The following is a 22,145-nucleotide window of genomic DNA, read 5'->3' as shown; positions in this document are numbered from 1 at the left end:
GCGTCACCCGGCGCCCGTCACGCCTCCGGGTACCGCCGCGGCGTCCAGACGACCTCCACGCCGCCGCCCCGCTCGACCGCCCTGGTCTGCGAGGAGCCGATCAGCAGGATGGTCCGCATGTCGACCAGCGCCGGGTCCAGCTCGCCCAGCCGGACGATCCGCACCCGCTCGGTCGGTCCGCCGACGTCACGGGCCATCACCACCGGGGTCTGCGGCGCCCGGTACTCCAACAGCAGGTCCCGGGCGAGCCCGACCTGGGTGGTCCGGGACTTCGACCCCGGGTTGTACAGCGCGAGCACCAGGTCCGCCTCGGCCGCGGCCCGCAGGCGCTTGGCCACCACGTCCCACGGCTTGAGCCGGTCCGAGAGCGACACCGTCGCGTAGTCGTGCCCGAGCGGGGCGCCGGCCCGGGAGGCGGCCGCGTGGGCGGCAGTCATCCCCGGGAGCACCCGCACCGGCACGTCCCGGTAGGCCTCCTCGCAGGCGACCTCCAGCACGGCGGTGGCCATCGCGAACACTCCCGGATCCCCCGAGGAGACCACTGCGACCCGGTGCCCGCGCCGGGCGAGCTCCAGCGCGAACTCGGCGCGCTCCGACTCCACCTTGTTGTCCGAGCCGTGCCGCCGCTGGCCGGGCCGCTCCGGCACCCGGTCCAGGTAGGTGGTGTAGCCGACCAGGTCGGTGGCCTCGGCCAGGGCGCCGCGCGCCTCCGCCGTCAGCCAGAGCGGCCCGGCCGGCCCGGTGCCGACCACCGTCACGCAGCCGACGCCGTCCGACAGCCGGACCTCCGGCTCCAGCGGCGCGACCTTGCTCGGCAGCACCGCGACCGAGAAGTACGGCACGGTGTCGCTCTCGACCTCGGCGAGCGGCGCGACCCGCTCCCCCGGCATGAAGGCCCGCTCCACGTACTGCGCGTCCGCCAGCCGTCCGGCCCGCTCCAGGGCCCGGCGGACGGTCGGGAAGGTGCGCCCCAACTTCATGATCACGGCGGAGTCGGCGGCCGCGATCCGGGCCGTCAGCTCCTCCTCGGGCAGCGTGCCGGGGATGACGGTGAGCGTCTCCTCCGCCTCGGTCAGCGGCTGCCCGAGCCGGGCCGCGGCCGCGCTGAGCGAGGTGACGCCCGGCACCACCTCGGTCGGGTAGCGGTGCGCGAGCCGCTTGTGCATGTGCTGGTAGGAGCCGTAGAAGAGCGGGTCGCCCTCGGCGAGGACGACGACGTCACGCCCGGCGTCCAGATGGGCGGCCAGCCGGGCGGCGGCCTCCTCGTAGAAGTCGTCCAGCGCCCCGCGGTAGCCGCCCGGGTGGTCGGTGGTCTCGACGGTGAGCGGGTAGACCAGCTTCTCCTCGATCTGACCACCCGTCAGGTAGCGCTCGGCGATCGACCGCGCGATGGACCGGCCGTGCCGGGCGCTGTGGTAGGCCACCACATCGGCCTTGCCGATGAGTTCGGCGGCGCGGACGGTCACCAGCGACGGGTCGCCCGGGCCGAGCCCGACACCGTACAGCCGGCCGGTACTGTCCTGATGCTCCGTCACTCTTCCTCGCTCGCAATCGCGTTGACGGCGGCTGCGGCGATCGCGCTGCCGCCGCGCCGGCCGCGCACCACCAGGTGCTCCAGGCCGGACGGGTGCTCGGCCAGGGCCTGCTTGGACTCGGCGGCGCCGATGAAGCCGACCGGGACGCCGATCACCGCGGCCGGGCGCGGCGCGCCTGCCTCGATCATCTCCAGCAGCCGGAACAGCGAGGTCGGCGCGTTGCCGACGGCGACCACCGCGCCCTCCAGCCGGGGCAGCCACAGCTCCATGGCCGCGGCGCTGCGGGTGTTGCCCAGCTTCCGGGCGAGTTCGGGCACCGACGGGTCGGTGAGGGTGCAGATCACCTCGTTGTCGGCGGGCAGCCGCTTGCGGGTGACGCCGCTCGCGACCATGTTGACGTCGCAGAGGATGGGCGCGCCCGCGTGCAGCGCGGCGCGCGCGGAGGCGACCACACCGGGCGAGTACACCAGGTCCTCGACCAGGTCGACCATCCCGCAGGCGTGGATCATCCGCACCGCGACCTGGGAGACGTCCGCCGGGAGGGCGGCCAGATCGGCCTCCGCACGGATGGTGGCAAAGGACTGGCGGTAGATGGACGCGCCGTCCTTCTCGTACTCGATCACTTCGTGGTCCTCCTGGCCTCGGCGACCGCCTCGGCCATCTCCTCGTTCGTCACGTCGACACTCGTCACGCCGGCACCCGTCGCACCGACCGCCGCCCCCGCCCCCGCCCCCGTCACTGCCCCCGTCACCGCCACGCGGTAGCCGTGCCCCGTGGCGAGCACGTCCACCCACCGCCCGGCCGGGTGGCCGCAGCGCCGTTCACAGCCCGACCAGTGGACGGGCAGCGCACCAGCAGCAGCGGCACCGGCGCCGACGACGGCGTCCAGCGCGCGGGCCGCGTCCGTACGGACGTCGGCCAGCGACTTGGCGCAGCCCGGCAGGCCGGTACAGGCGGTGGCCCGCTCCCAGGCCGAGCCGGGCTCGGTACGGAAGCCGGCCGCGGCGAGTGCGGGCAGCCGCTCGGCAGGGGCGCCTGGCAGCACCGCCCCGCGCCAGGGCGTCAGCCGCAGCTCACCGGCCGAGGCGGCGACCAGCGCCCGCCACTGTGCGGCGCTCGCCCGGCCGAACCGCAGCCCCACCGAGAGCCCCCCGGGCAGGGCGCCGACGGCGGGCGCGGCGCCGGCGAAGGCGGGCAGCGGCACCGTGCCGGCCGGCAGCAGTTCGGGGACCTCGCGCAGGTGCCAGGCCTTGCGCCCGCTCGTCCGCAGGGCCGCCAGGAAGGAGCGGGCCGCCTCCAGCACGGCCGTGACCTCCTGCCCGGCCTCGACCGGGTGCCCGCTCCCGTCGCGCCCGAGGCGCAGCAGTCGGGTGCCGTCCGGGTTTGCGATCAATGTCACATCGGCGTCGAGCGCGGCGACGTCTCCCCGGCCGTCGTCCAGCGCGAACAGGAACTTGCCGGAGAGCCCGGCCGCCCAGTCGCTCGCGCACAGCCGCGCGTCCAACTCCCGCACCCAGGCGTGCACGTCCGGGCATCCGGGGGCGCCGTCGGCGGTGTCGAGACCGGCCGTCGGCGAGGCGACGACGTTGCGGACCCGCTCATGGGTGTCCGAGGGCAGCAGTCCGACGGCGCGCAGCCGCTCGGCGAGCTCGGTCGCGCAGTGCGGGGCCAGGCCGCGCAACTGGACGTTGCCGCGCGAGGTGACCTCCAGTTCGCCGTCGCCGAGGGCCTCGGCCGCCCCGGCCAGCGCAAGCGCCTGACGGTCCGTCAGAAACCCTCCGGGCAGGCGGATCCGGGCGAGGGCGCCGTCGTCGGCCGCATGCAGACGAAGCGCTCCGGGGCAGGCGTCCGCACGCCCCCGGTCGGGCACCTCCCGGTCGGGTCCTGCGGCGCCCGGCGCGGTGGCGTCGGGTGTCGGTGGCATGGCGGCGAGCATACAGATGATCCGATCGCTTGCCTCCGTCCGCTGCATCACACCCGGGCCCGCTCCCGGCGGCACCCCGGCGCCGAGGCCCCGGCCCCACGTACCCGGCACCCGACCTCAGCACCCCGACCTCAGCACCCCGACCCCAGCACCCCGGCCCCGGCCCCGGGATCCCGGCGCCGAGCACGCCGTTCGCGCCGGGAGTCCGAAAGCTCACCCTCCCCGAGGTCAGCCGTACCCCGTACGATGCTGGCGGGCGGTCCCCGCGGACCGCCCGCACGCCAGCGACGGCGCAGGGGAGGAAACCGGTGCGAACCCGGTGCGGTCCCGCCACTGTGACCGCGGTTCACCGGTAGCGCCGGTCGACCGCGGGAGCCAGGAACTCCTGCCGTCCTCCACCGGCCCGGGGCGCGGACCCCGAGGAAGGCAGAAATGTTCCAGCGCTGTCGCATGCCCGCGCCCGCGTCCCCGGCCGCCGCCACGGCTGTCCGGGCCGCCGCCACGACCGCCCCGGTCGACCGCGCGGCCGCCCAGGCCGCCCCGCCGGCCGACCCGGCCCAGATCCCGGCCTGCCCGGCCACCGACGAGGCCGGGAGGGCCTTCGCATGATCCTGCTGCTGTCGACGTCCGACACCGACCTGCTCAGTGCCCGTGCTTCCGAGGGCCCGGTGCGCTACCGGCTCGGTAACCCGGCCCGACTCGCCCCCGAGGACCTGCCCCCGCTGCTGGAGGGCACCGAACTCGTCGTGGTCCGCCTGCTCGGCGGGCGCCGCGCCTGGCAGGAGGGCCTGGACGCGCTGCTGGCCGGCCCCCGCCCGGTGGTGGTGCTGACGGGTGAGCAGGCCCCCGACGCCCAGCTGATGGAACTGTCCACCGTCCCGGCCGGCATCGCCGCCGAGGCGCACGCCTACCTGGCCCACGGCGGTGCGGCCAACCTGGCCGAGCTGGGAGCGTTCCTCTCCGACACCGTGCTGCTGACCGGCCACGGCTTCGCCCCGCCCGCCTCCGCGCCGGCCTGGGGCCCGCTGGAGCGCGAAGCCCGGACGACCGAGGGCCCGACCGTCGCGGTGCTCTACTACCGCGCCCACCACATGAGCGGCAACACCGCCTTCGTGGAGACGCTCTGCCGGGCGATCGAGGACCAGGGCGCCCGGGCCCGGGCGTACTACTGCGCCTCGCTGCGCGGCGCCGAGCCCGAACTGCTGGCCGCGCTCGGCGAGGCCGACGCGATCGTCACCACCGTGCTCGCCGCCGGTGGCACCCGCCCGGCCGACGCCCAGGCCGGCGGGGACGAGGAGGCCTGGGACGCGGGCGCGCTGGCCGCGCTCGACCGTCCGATCCTCCAGGCGCTCTGCCTGACCTGGTCGCGCGCCCAGTGGGAGGGCAGCGACGACGGCCTGTCCCCGCTGGACACCGCCACCCAGATCGCCGTCCCGGAGTTCGACGGCCGCCTGATCACCGTCCCGTTCTCCTTCAAGGAGTTGGACGAGGACGGCCTCACCGTCTACGCCGCCGACCCGGAGCGCGCCGCCCGTGTCGCCGGCACCGCCGTCAAGCACGCCCGGCTGCGGCACGTCCCGGCCGCCGAGCGCCGCCTCGCCCTGGTGCTGTCCGCCTACCCGACCAGGCACGCCCGCGTCGGCAACGCCGTCGGCCTGGACACCCCGGCCAGCGCGGTGCGCCTGCTGGAGCGGCTGCGCGCCGAGGGCATGGACCTCGGGAACGACCTGCCGGCCTTCGAGGAGGAGGACGGCCACGAGGGCGACGCCCTCATCCACGCCCTGATCGCCGCCGGCGGCTACGACCAGGACTGGCTGACCGAGGACCAGCTCGCCCGCAACCCGGTGCGCATCCCCGCCACCGACTACCGCCGCTGGTACGCCACCCTCCCGCAGGGCCTGCGCGAGCAGGTCGAGGAGCACTGGGGCCCGGCACCCGGCGAGCTGTACGTCGACCGCTCGCAGAACCCGGACGGCGACATCGTGCTGGCCGCGATCCGCTCCGGGAACCTGCTCGTGCTGATCCAGCCGCCGCGCGGCTTCGGCGAGAACCCCGTCGCCATCTACCACGACCCCGACCTCCCGCCGAGCCACCACTACCTGGCCGCCTACCGCTGGATCGAGGCCGCCCGGGAGGACGGCGGCTTCGGCGCCCACGCGGTGATCCACCTCGGCAAGCACGGCAACCTGGAGTGGCTGCCCGGCAAGACCGCGGCGCTGTCCGCCGAGTGCGGCCCGGACGCCGTCCTCGGCGACCTGCCGCTGGTCTACCCCTTCCTGGTCAACGACCCGGGCGAGGGCACCCAGGCCAAGCGCCGCGCCCACGCCACGCTCGTCGACCACCTCGTCCCGCCGATGGCCCGCGCCGACTCCTACGGCGACATCGCGCGCCTGGAGCAGCTGCTGGACGAGCACTCCAACATCGCCGCGATGGACCCGGCCAAGCTGCCGGCGATCAGGGCCCAGATCTGGACGCTGATCCAGGCCGCCAAGCTCGACCACGACCTCGGCCTGGCGGAGCGCCCCGAGGACGACGGCTTCGACGACTTCCTGCTGCACGTCGACGGCTGGCTCTGCGAGGTCAAGGACGCCCAGATCCGCGACGGCCTGCACGTCCTCGGCCAGGCGCCCGTCGGCACCGACCGGGTCAACATCGTGCTCGCCATCCTGCGCGCCCGGCAGATCTGGGGCGGCGTCAGCGCCCTGCCCGGCCTGCGCGAGGCGCTCGGCCTGGACGAGGCCGCGCTGACCCTCGGTGCCACCGACGCGGCCGAGGCGCGGGCCCGCGCCCTCGTCGAGGCGATGGAGGCGCAGGGCTGGGCGCCCGAGGCGGTGGAGAAGGTCACCGACGGGCTGCCGGAGGCCGTCCGCGAGGCCGTCGGCGAGGTGCTGACCTTCGCCGCCACCCAGGTGGTGCCGCGCCTGGCCGCCACCACCGACGAGCTGGACGCCGTGCTGCACGCGCTCCGGGGCGGCTTCGTCCCGGCCGGCCCCTCCGGCTCGCCGCTGCGCGGCCTGGTCAACGTGCTGCCGACCGGCCGCAACTTCTACTCCGTCGACCCGAAGGCCGTCCCCAGCAAGCTCGCCTGGGAGACCGGCCAGGCGCTCGCCGCCTCGCTGGTCGAGCGCTACCGCTCGGACAACGACGGCGCCTACCCGCCCTCGGTCGGGCTCTCGCTCTGGGGCACCAGCGCGATGCGCACCGCCGGCGACGACATCGCCGAGGCCTTCGCCCTGCTCGGTGTCCGCCCGGTCTGGGACGACGCCTCGCGCCGGGTCACCGGCCTGGAGCCGATCCCGCTGGAGGAGCTGGGCCGCCCGCGCATCGACGTGACGCTGCGCATCTCCGGCTTCTTCCGGGACGCCTTCCCGCACGTGGTCGCCCTGCTGGACGACGCGGTGCGCCTGGCCGCCGCCCAGGAGGAGGCCGACGCGGACAACTTCGTCCGCGCCCACGTGCGGGCCGACCTCGCCGTGCACGGCGACGAGCGCAAGGCCACCGTCCGCGTCTTCGGCTCCCGGCCGGGCACCTACGGCGCGGGCCTGCTCCAGCTGATCGACAGCCGGGACTGGCGCACCGACGCCGACCTGGCCGAGGTGTACACGGTCTGGGGCGGCTACGCGTACGGCCGCGGGCTGGACGGCCGCCCGGCCCGCGAGGAGATGGAGACCGCCTACAAGCGGATCACCGTCGCCGCGAAGAACACCGACACCCGCGAGCACGACATCGCCGACTCGGACGACTACTTCCAGTACCACGGCGGCATGGTGGCCACCGTGCGCGCCCTCACCGGCAAGGCGCCGACCGCCTACATCGGCGACTCGACCCGCCCCGAGACGGTCCGCACCCGTACCCTCACCGAGGAGGCGGCCCGGGTCTTCCGCGCCCGGGTGGTCAACCCGCGCTGGATCGAGGCGATGCGCCGCCACGGCTACAAGGGCGCCTTCGAGATGGCCGCGACGGTGGACTACCTGTTCGGCTACGACGCCACCACGGGCGTGGTAGCGGACTGGATGTACGAGAAGCTGACCCAGGAGTACGTCCTCGACCCCGTCAACCGGGAGTTCCTCGCGGGCGCCAACCCGTGGGCGCTGCACGGGATCAGCGAGCGGCTGCTGGAGGCGGCGAGCCGCGGGCTGTGGGAGCAGCCGGACCCGGAGCTGATCGAGCAGCTCCAGGCCGCGTTCCTGGAGACCGAGGGGGACCTGGAGGGCGGCGAGGGCTGAGGCCCCCTCGGGGGGCGGCGCCGCGAGGGGCCGCCCCCCGGTCCACAGTTCGCCGTCCGGAGGGTGGCGGGACGGGTGGCGTACTGGTGGTGTACGCCCTTCAAGCGGACAATACGGGGCATGTCGCGTCGTTCCGCTCCCACCAGCCCGGCCCCGAGCACGGCCGCCCCCGAGTCCCGGGAGCCGCACGCGCCGCACCGGTACCGCGCGCGGATCGGCGCGCTGGCGGCCGGAGCCGTCCCGGTGCTCGCCTTCCCCGCGCCCGGACAGGCCTGGCTGGCATGGGTCGCGCTCGTCCCCGGGCTGCTGCTGATGCAGCGGGCGCCGTCGGGCCGGGAGGCGGCGGTGCGCGGCTGGTGGTTCGGCGCGGGGTTCATCCTGGCCGCGATGTACTGGCTGGTCCCGTCCGTCGGGCCGGGGCTGCCGGTGATCGCGGTGCTCTTCGGGGCGCTGCAGGGCGCCGTCGGGTACACCGTGCACCGGCTGCTGCACCCGGGGCTGACCGCCCGTCGGGCGGTCCTGGCGCTGCTGCTCGTCCCGGCCGTCTGGGTGACCACCGAGTACGCGCGCTCCTGGCCCGCGCTCGGCGGGCCGTGGGCGCTGCTCGGCGCCACCCAGTGGCAGCACCCGGCGGTCCTCGGGCTGGCCTCGGCCGGCGGGATCTGGCTGGTCAGCGCGGCGGTCGCGGCGGTGAACACCGGGGTGCTCGTCGCGCTGACCGCGGTGCACTGGCGGCCGCGGGCCGTCGCGGCCGGCTCCGTCGTGCTGGTGCTGGCCGCCGGCCCGCTGCTGTTCGCGCTGCGCGAGGCGCCCGCCCGGGAGGGGGCCGCGACGGTGGCGCTGGTCCAGCCCGGCATCGTGGAGGAACCGCAGGCCCGGTTCGAGGCGAGCGTGCGGATCACGGCCGGGCTGGTCGGGCAGCCGGTGGACCTGGTCGTGTGGGGCGAGAGCAGCACCACCGCCGACCTCGACCGCGACCCGGCCGCGCTGGAGACGCTGCGCCGGCTCGCCACGACCACCGGCGCCGAGGTCGTCGCCGGGGAGGACGCGCGCAAGGCGGACGGGCGGATCTCCAAGGACGCGGTGCTGGTCTCCCCCGCCGGGGTGGCGGACCGCTACCGCAAGATCCGGCTGGTGCCGTTCGGCGAGTACATCCCGCTGCGGCCGGTGCTCGGCTGGATCGCCGGGGTCAGCCGGGCCGCGGGCGAGAACCGGGCGCCCGGCACGTCCTTCCACGTCCTGCCCGCCACCGACCGGGCGGGCGCGCCGCTGCCGGTCGGGGCGCTGGTCTGCTTCGAGTCGGCCTTCCCCGACATGGCCCGCACCGCGGCCCGGGAGGGCGCCCGGGTGCTCGTCTACCAGTCCTCGACCTCGACGTTCCAGGGCACCTGGGCACCCGAGCAGCACGTCTCGCTGGCCGCGATCCGGGCCGCCGAGACCGGCCGGCCGGCCGTGCAGGCCGCGCTGACCGGGGTCTCGGCCGCCTTCGACGCCCAGGGCCGGGAGCTCGGCCGGATCGGCACCGACGGCACCGGCGCGCTGACCGTCCGGCTGCCGCTCACCGCGCCCGGGACGCTGACCTGGTACGACCGGATCGGCGACGTGGTACCGCTGGGGGCGCTGCTGGCCACCGCGGGGGCGGCGGGGGCGGCCGTGGCCGGGTGGCGCCGCTCGCGCCTCCTCCGGCGCGCCGGTCAGCCCTCGGCGCCGGCGGTGTAGACGCCGAACGCGGCCCCCTGGGGATCGTGCAGCACGGCGATCCGGCGGCCGCCCGGCACGTCGGAGGGGGGCATCAGCACGTCCCCGCCGAGCGCCGCCGCCCGGCCGACGGTGTTGTCGACGTCGGCGGCCGCGAAGTACGGCAGCCAGTGCGGTGGCGCCTGGGGCGGGAAGCGGTCGTCCATCGTCAGCATGCCGCCGAAGTCCCGGCCGTCCAGGCCCCACTGGGGGTAGTGCTCGGACGGGGTGACGGACCAGCCGAAGACCTCCGGGTAGAAGGCGAGCGCGCCGGACGGGTCGCGGGTGAGCAGTTCCACCCAGCCGAGCGCGCCGGGCTCGTCGAACACCCCGGCGCCCCGGAAGGCGCGGGCCTGCCAGAGGATGAACACCGCGCCGGAGCGGTCGGCGGCCACCGAGAAGCGGCCGAAGTCGAAGACGTCGGTGGGGTCCTTCCGGATCTGGCCGCCGGACTCCTTGACCCGGGCGGCCGTGGCGTCGGCGTCGGCGACCGCGATGCAGACCGTCCAGGCGATCGGCTGCTGCGGGGCGTAGCGCGGGGTGATGGCGGCGGCGGGGAGGCCGCGGACCAGCATCTGGGTGTAGTCGCCCTCGCCGGGGCGGGCCGTGTCGTCCGCCTGCCAGCCGAAGAGCTCGGTGTAGAACGCCCGGGCGGCGACCGGGTCGGAGGTGCCCAGCTCGGTCCAGCAGGGGGCGTTGGTGGTCACGGAGGTCTGCTTCATGACGTCTGTCCTCGCAGCTTGCTCGGGAAGTCCCGGTTCTCGGCGCCTCGGCCCCCGCACCTCCTGCCCCAGCATGCGGGGCGCGGGCGGGGCTTGGCGGGCGGTGGTGGGCCGAACGGGGTGGGGGCGGGCAGCAGGTGACAGATGACAGCTGACAGATTTCGAAATCTGTCAGCTGTCACCTGTTGGCCGTGATCTGTTCTCTGTCGGCCGTGATCTGTTACCTGTCGGCCGTGATCCGTTACCTGCCGGGCGTCAGTCGCCGGCCCTCGGCGGCCGGCCCCCGGCGGTCAGCCCTCGGCGGCCGGCCCCCGGCGGTCAGCCCGCCGCCCGTCAGCCCCGCGGGACCCGGGCCACCGGGATCCACAGCTCCGCCCCGGCGTCGCCCGTCCCCGGGACCGGCCGGACCTGGAGGATCTCCGGGCCCGGCCGGGCCTCGTACGGGTTGGACGGGAACCACTGGCTGGCCACGTCGCCCCACATCTCCTGGAGGGCCTGCGGGAACGGCCCGGTGTTGGTGAACACCGCCCAGGTGCCGGCCGGGACGTCGAGCACGTCCAGGTCCGCCGGGACGGCGGCCCCCTCACGCGCCACCACCGCGTGCCAGTAGTCGAGTTCTGACCCCTCCTCGCGGTTCGGCGAGAAGTCGTCGCTCACCGACACGATCCCGGCCGGGTCGTCCCCGGACAGGGCCGCGATCCGCTCGACCTCCTCCTTGCCGAGCCCCCTGACGAACTCGGCGATCCCCGGGTTGATCCCCAGGTAGACCAGGGTGACCCGGGCCTTGCGGCCGACGATCCGGAACTCCGGCTTCTCGACGATCCGGTACTCCATACTGCTGCTCCCCTCCACGACGAGTCGGAAGGACATCCGGGGCTGCGAGACGAGCACCGCACCGTCGCGCCGGGCCTCGCCCGGCCCGACTCCGTGCATGGCCCGGAACGCCCGGGCGAACGCTTCCCCCGAGGAGTACCCGTACCGCACCGCGACGTCGAGCAAGGTCCGCCCGCCGTCCAGGACTTCGGCCCCGGCGACGGTGAGCCGCCGGCGCCGGACGTACTCCGACAGCGGCATCCCGGCGAGCATCGAGAACAGCCGCCGGAAGTGGTACTCCGACGTCATCGCGATCCGCGCCAGCTCGGCCACGTCGACCTCGCGGTCCAGGTCCTGCTCGATCCGGTCCAACGCCCGGTTGAGGTGCTCCAGCACGCCGACCCCGTCCTTCCCTTTTCCTTGCCTCCACCGTAGGAAGGACCCACCCTGCCGGACCCGACAATCGGTGCCCGCTGCGGTCGGGCACCGACCGCAGCGGGCACGCCCCCGCGACGGATCAGATCAGGCCCTGGGCCAGCATCGCATCCGCGACCAGCTCGAAGCCGGCGATGTTCGCGCCCACCACGTAGTTGCCCGGTTGGCCGTAGCGCTCGGCGGTGGTGAAGCAGGAGTCGTGGATGTGCTTCATGATCCCGGCCAGCCGCTCCTCGGTGTGCTCGAAGGTCCAGGAGTCGCGGGAGGCGTTCTGCTGCATCTCCAGCGCGCTGGTCGCGACGCCGCCCGCGTTCGCCGCCTTGCCCGGGCCGAAGGCCACCCCGGCCTCCTGGAACACCCGCACTGCCTCGGGGGTGGTGGGCATGTTGGCGCCCTCGGCGACGGCCAGCACCCCGTTGCGCACCAGGGCCAGCGCGTCGGCTTCGAGCAGCTCGTTCTGGGTGGCGCAGGGCAGCGCGACGTCACAGGGCACGCTCCACACGCCCGGGCCCTCCACGAACCGCACGTGGCCGCCGCGCAGTCGGGCGTAGTCGGACACCCGCCCGCGCCGGACCTCCTTGACCTCCTTCAGCAGGTCGAGGTCGATGCCCTTCTCGTCCACCACGTAGCCGGAGGAGTCGGAGCAGGTGAGCACGGTCGCGCCGAGCTGCTGCGCCTTCTCGATCGCGTAGAGCGCGACGTTGCCGGACCCGGAGACGACCACGCGGCGGCCGTCCAGGCTCTCGCCGCGGCTGTGCAGCATCTCGGAGGTGAACATGACGCAGCCGTAGCCGGTGGCCTCGGTGCGGACCTGCGCGCCGCCCCAGCCGAGCCCCTTGCCGGTGAGCACGCCGCTCTCGTACCGGTTGGTGATGCGCTTGTACTGGCCGAAGAGGTAGCCGATCTCCCGGCCGCCGACGCCGATGTCGCCGGCCGGCACGTCCGTGTACTCGCCGAGGTGGCGGTAGAGCTCGGTCATGAAGGACTGGCAGAACCGCATGATCTCGGCGTTCGACCGACCCTTGGGGTCGAAGTCGGAGCCGCCCTTGCCGCCGCCGATGGGAAGGCCGGTGAGCGCGTTCTTGAAGATCTGCTCGAAGCCGAGGAACTTGACGATCCCGATGTTCACCGAGGGGTGGAAGCGCAGCCCGCCCTTGTACGGGCCCAGGGCGCTGCTGAACTCCACCCGGAAGCCGCGGTTGACGTGGATGTCCCCGGCGTCGTCCGTCCACGGCACCCGGAACATCAGCTGCCGCTCGGGCTCGCAGATCCGCTCGATGATCCGGGCGTCGAGGAGTTCGGGGCGGTGGGCGAGCACCGGCGCCAGGGTCTCCAGCACCTCGTGGACGGCCTGGTGGAACTCGTCCTCACCCCGGTTGCGGCGGACCACGTCCGCGTAGAGCGCCTCGATCGCGCGCTGCTCGGCTTCGAACGAGGAGGGGGCGGAGGAGTGGGGGGTGGCGGGGGTCGTCGGCATCTTCAGGACCCTTCCGTGGTCGTCGATGGGCGTGCGCGGTGTCCCGACGGGCCTGAGGGACGTGCCCAGGAAACGCGGCAAGTCTCGCAGTGTCCACACCGCTGGTTCCGGAGCATCCACATGCTGGAAGCCCGGGCGGGCACCGGCGGGGCTGACGGGATGTCGTGCGGCTGCGCCGTCGGGCCCGGTCAGTCGCGCCCGGCGCTCCCCCACACCGTCCGCAGCCCGCCGTACGCCGCCAGCGGCAGCGCCACCAGCAGCGCGGCCCAGAACGCCGCGTGCCCCCACAGGCCCGCGACCGCCCGGAACAGCCCCTCGAACACCGGGGTCCTCAGCGCTTCCACCGGGCCCAGCGGCCCGGGCCAGGCGCCGAGGAACACGGTGGCCGGGATCCAGAGCACGAACAGCCTCCGGGCGGTGGCCGGCGTCCCGAGGGTGCTCACCAGCGACACCACCGCCAGCAGCAGGACGAACCCGGCCTGGTAGCCCGCACCCACCTGCCCCGTCCCCCAGGACTCCGGCGTCCGGTGCGCCCCGGTGGCCGCCAGCCGCACCTCGACCGCCGCCCAGAGCAGCAGCACCAGCACCAGCGTCGTCCCGAGCGCGAACCGCACCCGGTCGCGCGTGCCGGCGCCGCCCGTCCGCCACCGCCCGGACGGCGCGCGCCACACCCGCCCGGCGGTGGCGGCCCCGGAGGAGCCCGCCCCGCTGCGCGCGTCCGACCGCCGCCAGGCCTGTCGGAGCTGCCTGCGGGCCTCCTGGGCCGGCTTCAGCAGCCGGTTGGCGGCCCGTTCGACCAGCACGAGCGAGACCACCACCGCCACCACCGCCGCGATCCCGGCCCAGCTCCCCATCCCGCCCTCGAACACGATCACCCGGTCGGCCACCGGCTGCGGCGTCCCCAGCACCGTCATCGGCGGCCCGAGCCGCAGGTAGCCGACGGCCAGCGCCCCGGCGCCGGTCAGCAGCGCCGTACCGATGCCCAGCCGGGCGGGGAAGAACGCGATCAGCGCGGCGGCCGCGAGCCCCGCGCCGAGCTGTCCGACCACCTGCCGGGCCGCGTGCTCCCCCGCCGTCCGCAGCGGCCCGCCGAAGGCCCCGGCGGGCGAGAGGTCGAGCTTGCGGCCCGCCTCGACCGGGTAGCGGAGCACCGCCCCCGCCCACAGCAGCAGCCCGAAGGCGAGGAGCAGCAGCAGGACCGCCCCGGCCCGGCGCGGCAGGGCGGTGCGGGCGTACGGCCACCAGGCCGCCAGCCGCCCGCGCAGGTCCACCGGCGGCCGTCGGCGCCGGTCGCGCCACAGCCGGGCCAGCCGCCCCTCCCGTCGCACCCCGGCCTCCGGCTCGGGCCGCCCGGGCCGCTCGGGGCGCCCCCGGCCGCGCCGCCGCAGGGCCTCGGCCGCGACCAGGGCGGCCCGGCCGGCCGGCTGCGCCGGGTCGGCGCCCACCGCTCGGTGGCGCAGCGCGGACCAGCGCCGCCGCACGACCTCCCCGGGCGTGGCCGCCGCCGGGTCGGGCCCGGGCCTGCGCGCCACGGCCCGTACGGCGGTGCGGGCTCCGGCGCCCACCGTCAGCGCACCGTCCACGACCGCGGCGGCGACCACGGCCGCGAGTTCCGACACCCGCTCGGGCAGCGGCAGCCGGTGCAGCGCGGCGGGCAGCGGCGAGAGCCGCCCGAGCAGCCGGGCGCGCTCCTCGGGCCGGATGCTCAGCCAGACCGCCTGCCGGTGCGCCTCCTCGCGCTCCTCCGGGCTGAGCCCGTCGCCGCCGCGCCGGCCGCCGCCGACGGTGCGGGCCAGCCGGTCGACCTCGGACAGTACCTCCGGCAGGCCGGCCAGCGCGAGCAACCGCGAGCAGTGCTCGCCGACGCACTCGGGGTGGAAGCAGTCGTAGCGGGCGGCCACGGCCGGCGCGCCGCCCCGGACCAGTTCGTCGATGAACTCGGCGCCGTCGGGCGCGGTGACCACGCGCTCCAGCCCGGCGGTGTCGACCGGACGGTCGCGGTAGTGCGGGACGGCCCCGGGCGTGAAGGCGGCCCCCAGGGCGAGCACCGCGACCGCCGCCGCGCACTCGCGCCGGGAGCCGGGCGCCCGGGCCACGTCGGAGAGGTGGTGCAGGTCGAAGACGGTGTCCTCGACCTCGTCGCGCAGCCAGTCGCGCACCCGCTCCGCCCCGCCGGTGGAGAGCCAACGGGCCGCCGCGCCGGAGTTCTTGAGCAGTGCCTCGGTGAGCCGGACCGGGTCGGTGAACGGGTTGCCGAGGAAGGTGACCGGCCGGTGCGCCCGGGCCTGCGGCCGCGGGCGGCGGCGGACCACCTCCGGGGTGCCGCCGGCCAGCCAGCTGCGGACCTGCGGCGCGGTCCAGCGGTCCTCCGGCTTCTTCGTGAACAGCCCCTGGAGGAGCAGGAGTCGGCGTGGGTCGCGGACGGCGCTGAGGTCAACCTCCTCGCCCATGACCAGCTCCAGCTCCAGCTCCTGGTCGGCCGGGCGCTCGCCGTCCGCGCCGACGTAGCGGGGCCGGCCGACGAACAGCTCGTACAGCACGTTGCCCAGGCCCCACCACGGCCCGGCCTGGTGGTTCTTGCCGGCCAGCTGTTCGGGGGCCATGTAGGCGACGGTGACCATCATCGCGGAGGTGAACCGGCGGCTGTCGGTGAGCCGGTCCACGCCGCCGAAGTCGGCGATCACGAACTCCCCGGGCCCGCTGCCGGGGCGCACCAGGATGTTGGCGGGCTTGAAGTCCAGCGGGTTGCGCTTGATCCGCCGCTGCCAGAAGTCGAGCAGGGCGACCAGCTCGTGGACGATCTGCTCGGCGGCCCGCCGGTCCCCGTGGCCGCCGGAGCGCCACAGCTCGGCGACGTGTGCCGCGAGGGTGACCGGCAGGTACTCCATGGCCACCCAGTCGACCTGGGCGCCGTGGTGGCGGACCCGGCCGAAGTCGATCAGGTGCGGGACGTGCCGGCGGAAGCCGTCGTTGCGCAGGTGGGAGAGCAGCTCGTGGTCCATCGGCTGGCCGGCGACGGCCACCTTGACGGCCGCCTCGCCGCCGCCGTCGGTGCGCCGGACGTACCAGACGGTGCCCTCGGAGCCGGCCCCGGCCCGGCCCAGCGGGACGAAGCGGCCGCGCAGGGCCTCCGGGAAGGCTCCCTCGAACGGGTCGTGGGCGCCGTGGGCGTCGTCTGTGCCGCGGACGTCCGCGCCGCGGCCGTCGGCGGATCCGCCCGCGGGGGCCCCGCCCTGCCCGCCGCCCACGGCCGGATCCGGGGTTCCGCCCGGGCCGGCGGCCGCGGCGGGGCGTCCGGGGCCGACGCTGTCCTGCCAGGAGGGCGAGCCGGCCGCCGAGCGGGGCCGGACGACCTCGGTCACCGCCTCCGAGCCCCCGGTCTGCGCCGGAAGCCCCGGGGCCGCCGGGGCCGCGGGGACCGCCGGGGCCGCCGGGCTCGCGGGCCGGGCCGGCCGCCGGTCCGTCGGCGCGTGCGGGTCGGACCTCGGCCCGGCGTCGGGTCTGCGGCGGGTGGCCGCCTCCGGGTCGTACTGCGGCTCCGTGCCGGGCACCCGGCGCGTCGCGGCCTGCGGATCGAAGCGCGGCGGGGCGGCGGGCACCCGGCGGGTCACGGCCTGCGGGTCCGTCCGGGGAGGCGCGGCGGCGCCGAGCCGGGACGGCCGCTCCGGGGCCTCGTCGGTGGCGCGCCAGCGCCCCCGCGACCACCGCTCCACCCTGCTCCCCGGCGGGTTCCCCGGCCCGGCTCCGGCGGCCGACCGGGGCCTCGCCCCGTGCCGGTCGCCCTCGGCCGGATCCGCGTCCTCCGTCGTGCCCATGCGACGCTCCCCTTTTCCGCAGCCCGGACCGGCCCGGGGCCGTGACCATGGGCGCGCCGGTTCCGGGGTGGATCGTGACGCGTCATCATCCCGTACGACGGGTACGGGTGTCGGTCGCTTTTCCGGATCAGGACGGAGCCGTCACAGGACCGGTACCCGAGCGCGACCCGCGACGGGGAACCGCCTCCGCCGACGGCCCCCCGACCGCCTCCCCGAGCGCCTCCCCGACCGCCGCGAGCGGCCCGTTCCCGGAACGGTCGGGGCACCCGCGCGAGCACCGGCCCGACCGTCAGCACGACCACCGGGCCGGACCCGCGCCCTGCCCGAGCCTCCCCCGAGCGGACCCCGAGCGGACCCCGAGCCGACGCCCGGCCGCTCTCCGGCCGACCCTCAGCCAGCCTCGACCGGGCGCCCCAGCGGCTCCTCCACGATCCGCCGGGCGATCTCCTCCGGCCGCACCGGCCGCCCGAAGTGCCAGCCCTGCGCCCAGTCGCAGCCCATGGCCCGCAGCCGCTCGGCGTCCCGGTGGGTCTCCACGCCCTCGGCGGTGACGTTCAGGCCCAGCGTGTGCGCCATCTGCACCAGTCCGCTGACGATCCGCCACCCGGTGGACTCGTCCTTCCCCGGTTCGTGCAGGTCGCCGACGAAGGAGCCGGCGATCTTCATCCCGGAGACCGGCAGGTCGCGCAGGTAGGAGAGGTTGGACCAGCCGGTCCCGAAGTCGTCCACGGCCAGCGAGACCCCGAGGTCGACCAGCCCGTGCAGGGTGCGCAGCGCCTCGTCCTCCGGCCCGACCACGGTCGACTCGGTGATCTCCAGTTGCAGCCGGGCCGGGTCCAGGCCGCTGCCGTCCAGGATCCGGGCGAGGTCGGAGACCAGGGCGGCGCTGCGGGCCTGCCGGACCGCCAGGTTGACGTTGAGCTGCGGGGCCGCGTCGCCGTACCGCTTGATCCAGTCCGCGGCCTGGCCGCAGGCCTGCTCCAGCACCCAGCGGCCGAGCGGCATGATCAGCCCGGTCTCCTCGGCCGTGGTGACGAACTCGTCCGGGCCGAGCACCCCGAGCTGCGGGTGGCGCCAGCGCACCAGCGCCTCCACGGCGGCCAGCCGGCCGTCCGCGAGGCGGTAGAGCGGCTGGTAGTCGATGAAGAACTCGCCGCGGTCGAGGGCCGCGGGCATCCGCACCGACACCGCGTAGCGGCTGACCGCCCGGGCGTTCTCCTTCGGGTCGAACAGCGTCCAGCGGCCGCGGCCGGCCTCCTTGGCCCGGTACAGGGTGAGGTCGGCGGCCCGGACGGCGGCGCCCGGGGTGGTGGTGGACACCCGCCGCTCCAGCACGCCGACGCTGGCACCGACGGCGAGCTTGTGGTCGCCGATCAGCACCGGCCCGGCCAGTGCCTTGAGCACCGTCTTCGCGGCGGCCACCGCCTCCTGCTCGCCCCGGCACTTCTCCAGCAGGACGACGAACTCGTCGCCGCCGAGCCGGGCCACCAGGTGGCCGAGCGGGCTGAGGGCGGCCTTCAGCCGGGCGGCGACGGCGGAGAGCAGCTGGTCGCCCATGTCGTGGCCGAGGCTGTCGTTGACCACCTTGAAGCCGTCGAGGTCGACGTAGCAGAGGCCGAACCGGGCTCCCGGCTCGGGCTCCTCGAACACCTTCTCCAGCCGCTCGAAGAAGGCCGCGCGGTTGGGCAGGCCGGTCAGCGGGTCGTGGGTGGCCTGGTGGCGCAGCCGTTCCTGAAGCCGGTAGCGGTCGGTGACGTCCTCCAGCATGGCGACCTGGTACTGCGGCGTGCCGTCGTCGTCGCGGATCAGCGAGACGGTCAGGTGGGTCCAGATCACCTCGCCGTCCTGGCGGTAGTACGGCTTGTCGAACTGGAAGTAGTCCCGCTTGCCGCTGATCAGCTCCTCGTACGCCTCCCACACGCCCGGGGTGTCCTCGGGGTGCACGAGGTCGCCGACCCGGCGGCCGATCATGTCCTCCGGGCCCGCGCCGAACAGCTGCTGGAGCGCCTTGTTGGCCGCCAGGATGTTGCCGTCGGTGTCGCCGATGCCGATGCCGATCGCGGCGCTCTCGAACAGCGCGCGGAACCGGGCCTCGGAGGCGCGCAGCGCCCGCTCGGCCTCCTTGCGGGCGGCGTCGGCGGCGGTGCGGATCGTCTCCTGCTCGACCAGGGTGCGTTCGCGCAGGGCGCCCGCCCAGCCGGCCGCGAAGGCGCCGGTCAGGGCCGGGCCGCGGTCGTCGGGGACGGGCTGCGCCTGGAGCAGTTCGACCGCCCGGGCCAGCAGCACCGGGTCGGTGAAGTGCGCGTCGACCAGTTCGGCGCCGGCCTGGGCGGCCAGCCGCGGCTGGAACGGCTCGTCCTCCTGGGCGCGGTGCAGCAGCGCGGCGGTGCGCGCGACCAGCCGCCCGAGCACACCGGGGTGGACGGCGATGCCGTGGTCGGCGGAGAGCAGCCGGGCCCAGTCCTCGTGGAACCGCTCCGCGTCGCCGCGCACCGGGGTGGTACTCATCTGCTGAACCTGGTTCCTCTGCTGTCCGCGCCGGGTCCGGGGATCCCGGAGGGTCCGGCGGCCGCCGCGCGGGGCGTGCGGCCGTCGGTGCCCGGTCCGTCGCGTCCGGTCAAGGGCGGATCCCCACGCCCGCCATCCCGGCGATCCGCTCGGGGTGCTCGCCGACCGTACCGGGTTGGTCCGGGCGCCACAGCGGCAGGTGGACCACGCCCGGCTCGACCAGCTCGAAGCCGGAGAACATCGCGGTGATCTGCTCCTGGGTGCGCATGGTCAGCGGGGTCGGGGTCCGCTGGTAGAGCTTCTGGTGGTCCTCGGCCTGGTCGGGGCGGGCCTCCAGGGCGGCGTGCGAGAGCACCAGCGCGCTGCCGGCCGGGAGCGCGTCGCGGATCACCCCGATCTGCTTCCAGGGGTCCTCGTCGTCGCCGACGAAGTGGGCGACGGCGACGAGCAGCACGGCCACCGGCTCGCCGGCCGCCAGCAGCTCGGCGACCTCGGGGCGGTCCACCAGGTCGGCCGCGTCGCGCAGGTCCGCCTGGACGACGGCACTGCCGCGGTCGTCCTCCAGCAGCAGACGGCTGTGCGCGACGGCGACCGGGTCGCGGTCCACGTAGACGACCTTCGCCTCGGGGCGGATCGCCCGGGCGATCTCGTGCACCGCGCCGAAGGTCGGGATGCCGGAGCCGATGTCCAGGAAGCGGGTGACGCCGCGCTCGGCGAGGAAGGTCACGGCGCGGCGCAGGAAGGCGCGGTTGGAGCGCATGATCTGCGGCAGCTCCGGCCACAGGGCGATCGCCTTGCGGGCCATCTCCCGGTCGACCTCGAAGTTGTGGGAGCCCCCGAGGTAGTAGTCGTAGACCCGCGCGGCGTTCGGTTTGTCCAGGTCCGTACCCTCCGGTACCCAGCTCGGTCGCCGCATGCCTGTGACTCCTTCACTCCGGATCCTGGGGTCGCAGCGCCCTGGGGATGCTGCCGTGACTGATGAGACTACAAGCACAGAAGATCCTCCCCCGCACCCCGAACGGGTGCAAGCGGAGTGCACCCTTCCCGTCGGGCGGGGTTTCCGGAGGGATTCCCTCCGGCTCCGGGCCGTGCGGCGGAGCAACTCGACCGGCTTCCACGGGGGTTCGCCCCTCGGCCGGACGGGCCGGACTAGGGTGGGGCCGTGGACCCCAACCACTACCGATTCCGGGACGTCTGGCGGCTCGCGGCTCCGGCCTCCGCGGTGTTCGCGGCACTGGAGGACGTGCGGAGCTATCCGCTGTGGTGGCCGGAGGTCCGGGAGGTCCGCCCGACCGGTGAGGACTCCGGGGAGGTGGTGGTGCGGGCACTGCTGCCGTACCGGCTGGTGATCGGCCTGGCGACGAGCCGGCGGGATCCGGCCGCCGGGGTCCTGGAGGCGACCATGCGGGGCGACCTGACCGGGTGGTCGCGGTTCACGGTGACGCCGGACGGGGCGGCCGGGCGGGGCGGGGCCGGCGGAACGGGTAAGGCGGGCGGGGCCGGGAGCCGGGTGCTGTTCGAGGAGGACACCCGGCCCGGCAAGCCGCTGCTGCGCCGGCTCGCCCTGCCGCTGCACCCGCTGTTCCGGGCCAACCACGCGGTGATGATGCGCCGGGGGCGGCGGGGGCTCGCGGCGCACCTGGCGGAGCAGCGGCTGGCGGGTGACAAATGACAGACGACAGCTTTCAGCGAACAGATGACAGATTTCGAAATCTGTCATCTGTTCGCGCGGCTTCCGGCGCCCCCGCCCTCAGCTCCGGCTCCGGCTCCGGCTCCGGCGACAACGACCGCGACCGCGACCGCGACGGGTACGGCTTCGACGCCCCCTTCGACCGCAGCGGCACCGGCAGCAGCAAGTGGGCCCGCGCGGGCGCTCCGGGAGTGATCCCGATGGGCCTCGCGGACATGGACCTGCCCGGCCCGCCCGCCGTCGCCCAGGCCCTGGCACGACGCGGCCGCCACCGCGCGTACGGCTACACGGCCTGCGACCCGGCCGGCCGGACCCTGGTGGCCGACTGGTACCGCACCCGGCACGGCGCCGCCGTCGACCCGGACTGGGTACTGCTGCTGCCCTGCGGCCCGCGCACCGCACTGCGCGTCCTCCTGGAGGCCGTACGGCCCGAGGCCCCCGTCCTCTTCCCCAGCCCCGAGTGGGGCGGCTTCGCCCAGCTCTGCCGCGCGGCCGGCCTCCGGTACCGGGAGCTGCCGCTGCCCCTGGGCCCGGACGGCTACCGGCTCCCGCGCGCCCCGCTCCCCAGCCCCGCCGGCGCCGTACTGCTCAGCAACCCGCACAACCCCTCCGGCACCGTCTGGCCCGCCGGCGCCGTGCGAGGCCTCGCCGCGTGGGCCGCCGAGAGCGGCGCCCTGCTGGTCTCGGACGAGGTGCACGGCGACCTCACCCACCCCGGCCGCACCCACCCCGTCGCCGTCACCACCGCCGATCCGGCGCACCTCCCCCACGTCGTCACCCTCAACTCCGTCGGCAAGACCTTCAACTGCTCCGGCATCCCCAGCAGTTTCGCCCTCGTCCCCGATCCCGGGCTGCGCACCCGGTTCGCCGAGGCGCTCGCCGGCTACGGCCTCTGGGAGGGCGGCCTGCTGGAGCAGACGGTGCAGCACGCGGCACTGGGCGAGGGCGGCCCCTGGCTGGACGCGCTGCTGGCCCACCTGGCCGCCGCCCGCACCCGGCTGACCGCCCGCCTCGGCCCCGCCGTCCGCTCCGACCCGCGCGCCTCCTACCTGCTCTGGCTGGACGCCGCCGCGCTCGGCCTGCCGCCCGCCGACGCCCGCCGGGCGCTGCTGGAGCGCTGCGGCCTGGAGGCCTCCGACGGCGCCGACTTCGGCCCCGCAGGCCGGGGTTCGCTGCGGCTGAACTACGCCCTGCCGGAGCCGGCGCTGGCCGCCGTTCTGGAGCGCCTGGAGCGCCTGTGACCCCGGCACATGCCCCGGCACG

14 protein-coding genes and 1 riboswitch are annotated in these 22,145 nt (G+C 75.7%); of the genes, 5 read left to right on the top strand and 9 right to left on the bottom strand.

The window, feature by feature from the left end; translation table 11 throughout:
- Nucleotides 1–17: 17 nt before the first annotated feature.
- Genes ACH5AR_RS02175 through ACH5AR_RS02165 form a run of 3 tightly spaced genes read right to left on the bottom strand, consistent with a single transcriptional unit; the run spans nt 18 to nt 3,459 of the window.
- A complete protein-coding gene (locus ACH5AR_RS02175; protein ID WP_396299439.1) occupies nt 18–1,535 on the bottom strand; it encodes a precorrin-2 C(20)-methyltransferase in 1,518 nt (505 codons plus the stop codon).
- Nucleotides 1,532–2,158 carry a precorrin-8X methylmutase gene (locus ACH5AR_RS02170; protein WP_396299438.1) on the bottom strand — a complete coding sequence of 209 codons (627 nt, stop codon included), beginning with the start codon at nt 2,156–2,158 and terminating at the stop codon, nt 1,532–1,534. The genes ACH5AR_RS02175 and ACH5AR_RS02170 overlap by 4 nt, the downstream gene beginning before the upstream one ends.
- The gene (locus ACH5AR_RS02165) at nt 2,155–3,459 is read right to left on the bottom strand and encodes a cobalamin biosynthesis protein CobG (protein ID WP_396299437.1); all 1,305 of its coding nucleotides are present in this window, start codon (nt 3,457–3,459) and stop codon (nt 2,155–2,157) included. Before ACH5AR_RS02165 ends, ACH5AR_RS02170 begins: the two co-directional genes overlap by 4 nt.
- A gap of 298 nt (nt 3,460–3,757) precedes the next feature.
- Nucleotides 3,758–3,844: riboswitch (cobalamin riboswitch) on the top strand.
- A 47-nt stretch (nt 3,845–3,891) separates the two neighbouring features.
- Here ACH5AR_RS02165 and ACH5AR_RS02160 point away from each other — a divergent pair.
- The 3 genes from ACH5AR_RS02160 (at nt 3,892) to lnt (ending at nt 9,404) form a co-directional block, all read left to right on the top strand.
- Entirely contained in the window at nt 3,892–4,068 is a 177-nt protein-coding gene (locus ACH5AR_RS02160) for a hypothetical protein (RefSeq protein ID WP_396299436.1), read from the top strand.
- Complete coding sequence (cobN, locus tag ACH5AR_RS02155; protein ID WP_396299435.1) at nt 4,065–7,685, top strand: cobaltochelatase subunit CobN; 3,621 nt, start codon at nt 4,065–4,067, stop codon at nt 7,683–7,685. Before ACH5AR_RS02160 ends, cobN begins: the two co-directional genes overlap by 4 nt.
- 120 nt (nt 7,686–7,805) lie before the next feature.
- Entirely contained in the window at nt 7,806–9,404 is a 1,599-nt protein-coding gene (gene lnt, locus ACH5AR_RS02150) for an apolipoprotein N-acyltransferase (protein WP_396299434.1), read from the top strand.
- Here lnt and ACH5AR_RS02145 read toward each other — a convergent pair.
- From ACH5AR_RS02145 to ACH5AR_RS02120, 6 genes are all read right to left on the bottom strand, one after another.
- Complete coding sequence (locus tag ACH5AR_RS02145; RefSeq protein ID WP_396299433.1) at nt 9,380–10,144, bottom strand: VOC family protein; 765 nt, start codon at nt 10,142–10,144, stop codon at nt 9,380–9,382. The two genes, lnt and ACH5AR_RS02145, sit on opposite strands and share 25 nt — an antisense overlap.
- A 333-nt stretch (nt 10,145–10,477) precedes the next feature.
- A complete protein-coding gene (locus ACH5AR_RS02140) occupies nt 10,478–11,353 on the bottom strand; it encodes a GyrI-like domain-containing protein (RefSeq protein WP_396299432.1) in 876 nt (291 codons plus the stop codon).
- A 121-nt stretch (nt 11,354–11,474) separates the two neighbouring features.
- Nucleotides 11,475–12,869 (bottom strand): NADP-specific glutamate dehydrogenase, encoded by a 1,395-nt coding sequence (gene gdhA, locus ACH5AR_RS02135; protein WP_396299431.1) that lies wholly within the window; start codon nt 12,867–12,869, stop codon nt 11,475–11,477.
- A 188-nt stretch (nt 12,870–13,057) separates the two neighbouring features.
- The gene (locus ACH5AR_RS02130) at nt 13,058–16,684 is read right to left on the bottom strand and encodes a hypothetical protein (RefSeq protein WP_396299430.1); all 3,627 of its coding nucleotides are present in this window, start codon (nt 16,682–16,684) and stop codon (nt 13,058–13,060) included.
- Between the two features lie 390 nt (nt 16,685–17,074).
- The gene (locus ACH5AR_RS02125) at nt 17,075–19,192 is read right to left on the bottom strand and encodes a putative bifunctional diguanylate cyclase/phosphodiesterase (protein WP_396299429.1); all 2,118 of its coding nucleotides are present in this window, start codon (nt 19,190–19,192) and stop codon (nt 17,075–17,077) included.
- 109 nt (nt 19,193–19,301) lie between these two features.
- On the bottom strand, nt 19,302–20,108 hold the full coding sequence (locus tag ACH5AR_RS02120) for an SAM-dependent methyltransferase (protein WP_396299428.1): 807 nt from the start codon (nt 20,106–20,108) through the stop codon (nt 19,302–19,304).
- Between the two features lie 246 nt (nt 20,109–20,354).
- Between ACH5AR_RS02120 and ACH5AR_RS02115 the strand changes: the two genes are divergently transcribed.
- Nucleotides 20,355–20,864, top strand: coding sequence for an SRPBCC family protein (locus ACH5AR_RS02115; protein ID WP_396299427.1), 510 nt, complete (start codon nt 20,355–20,357; stop codon nt 20,862–20,864).
- On the top strand, nt 20,861–22,123 hold the full coding sequence (locus ACH5AR_RS02110; RefSeq protein ID WP_396299426.1) for an aminotransferase class I/II-fold pyridoxal phosphate-dependent enzyme: 1,263 nt from the start codon (nt 20,861–20,863) through the stop codon (nt 22,121–22,123). Before ACH5AR_RS02115 ends, ACH5AR_RS02110 begins: the two co-directional genes overlap by 4 nt.
- The last annotated feature ends 22 nt before the right edge of the window (nt 22,124–22,145 follow it).

This window comes from Kitasatospora sp. NPDC018619 (assembly GCF_044391605.1).
Taxonomy (GTDB): Bacteria; Actinomycetota; Actinomycetes; order Streptomycetales; family Streptomycetaceae; genus Kitasatospora.
Note: the sequence above shows the minus strand (reverse complement) of the source record. Positions and strands in the feature narration are given on the sequence as shown.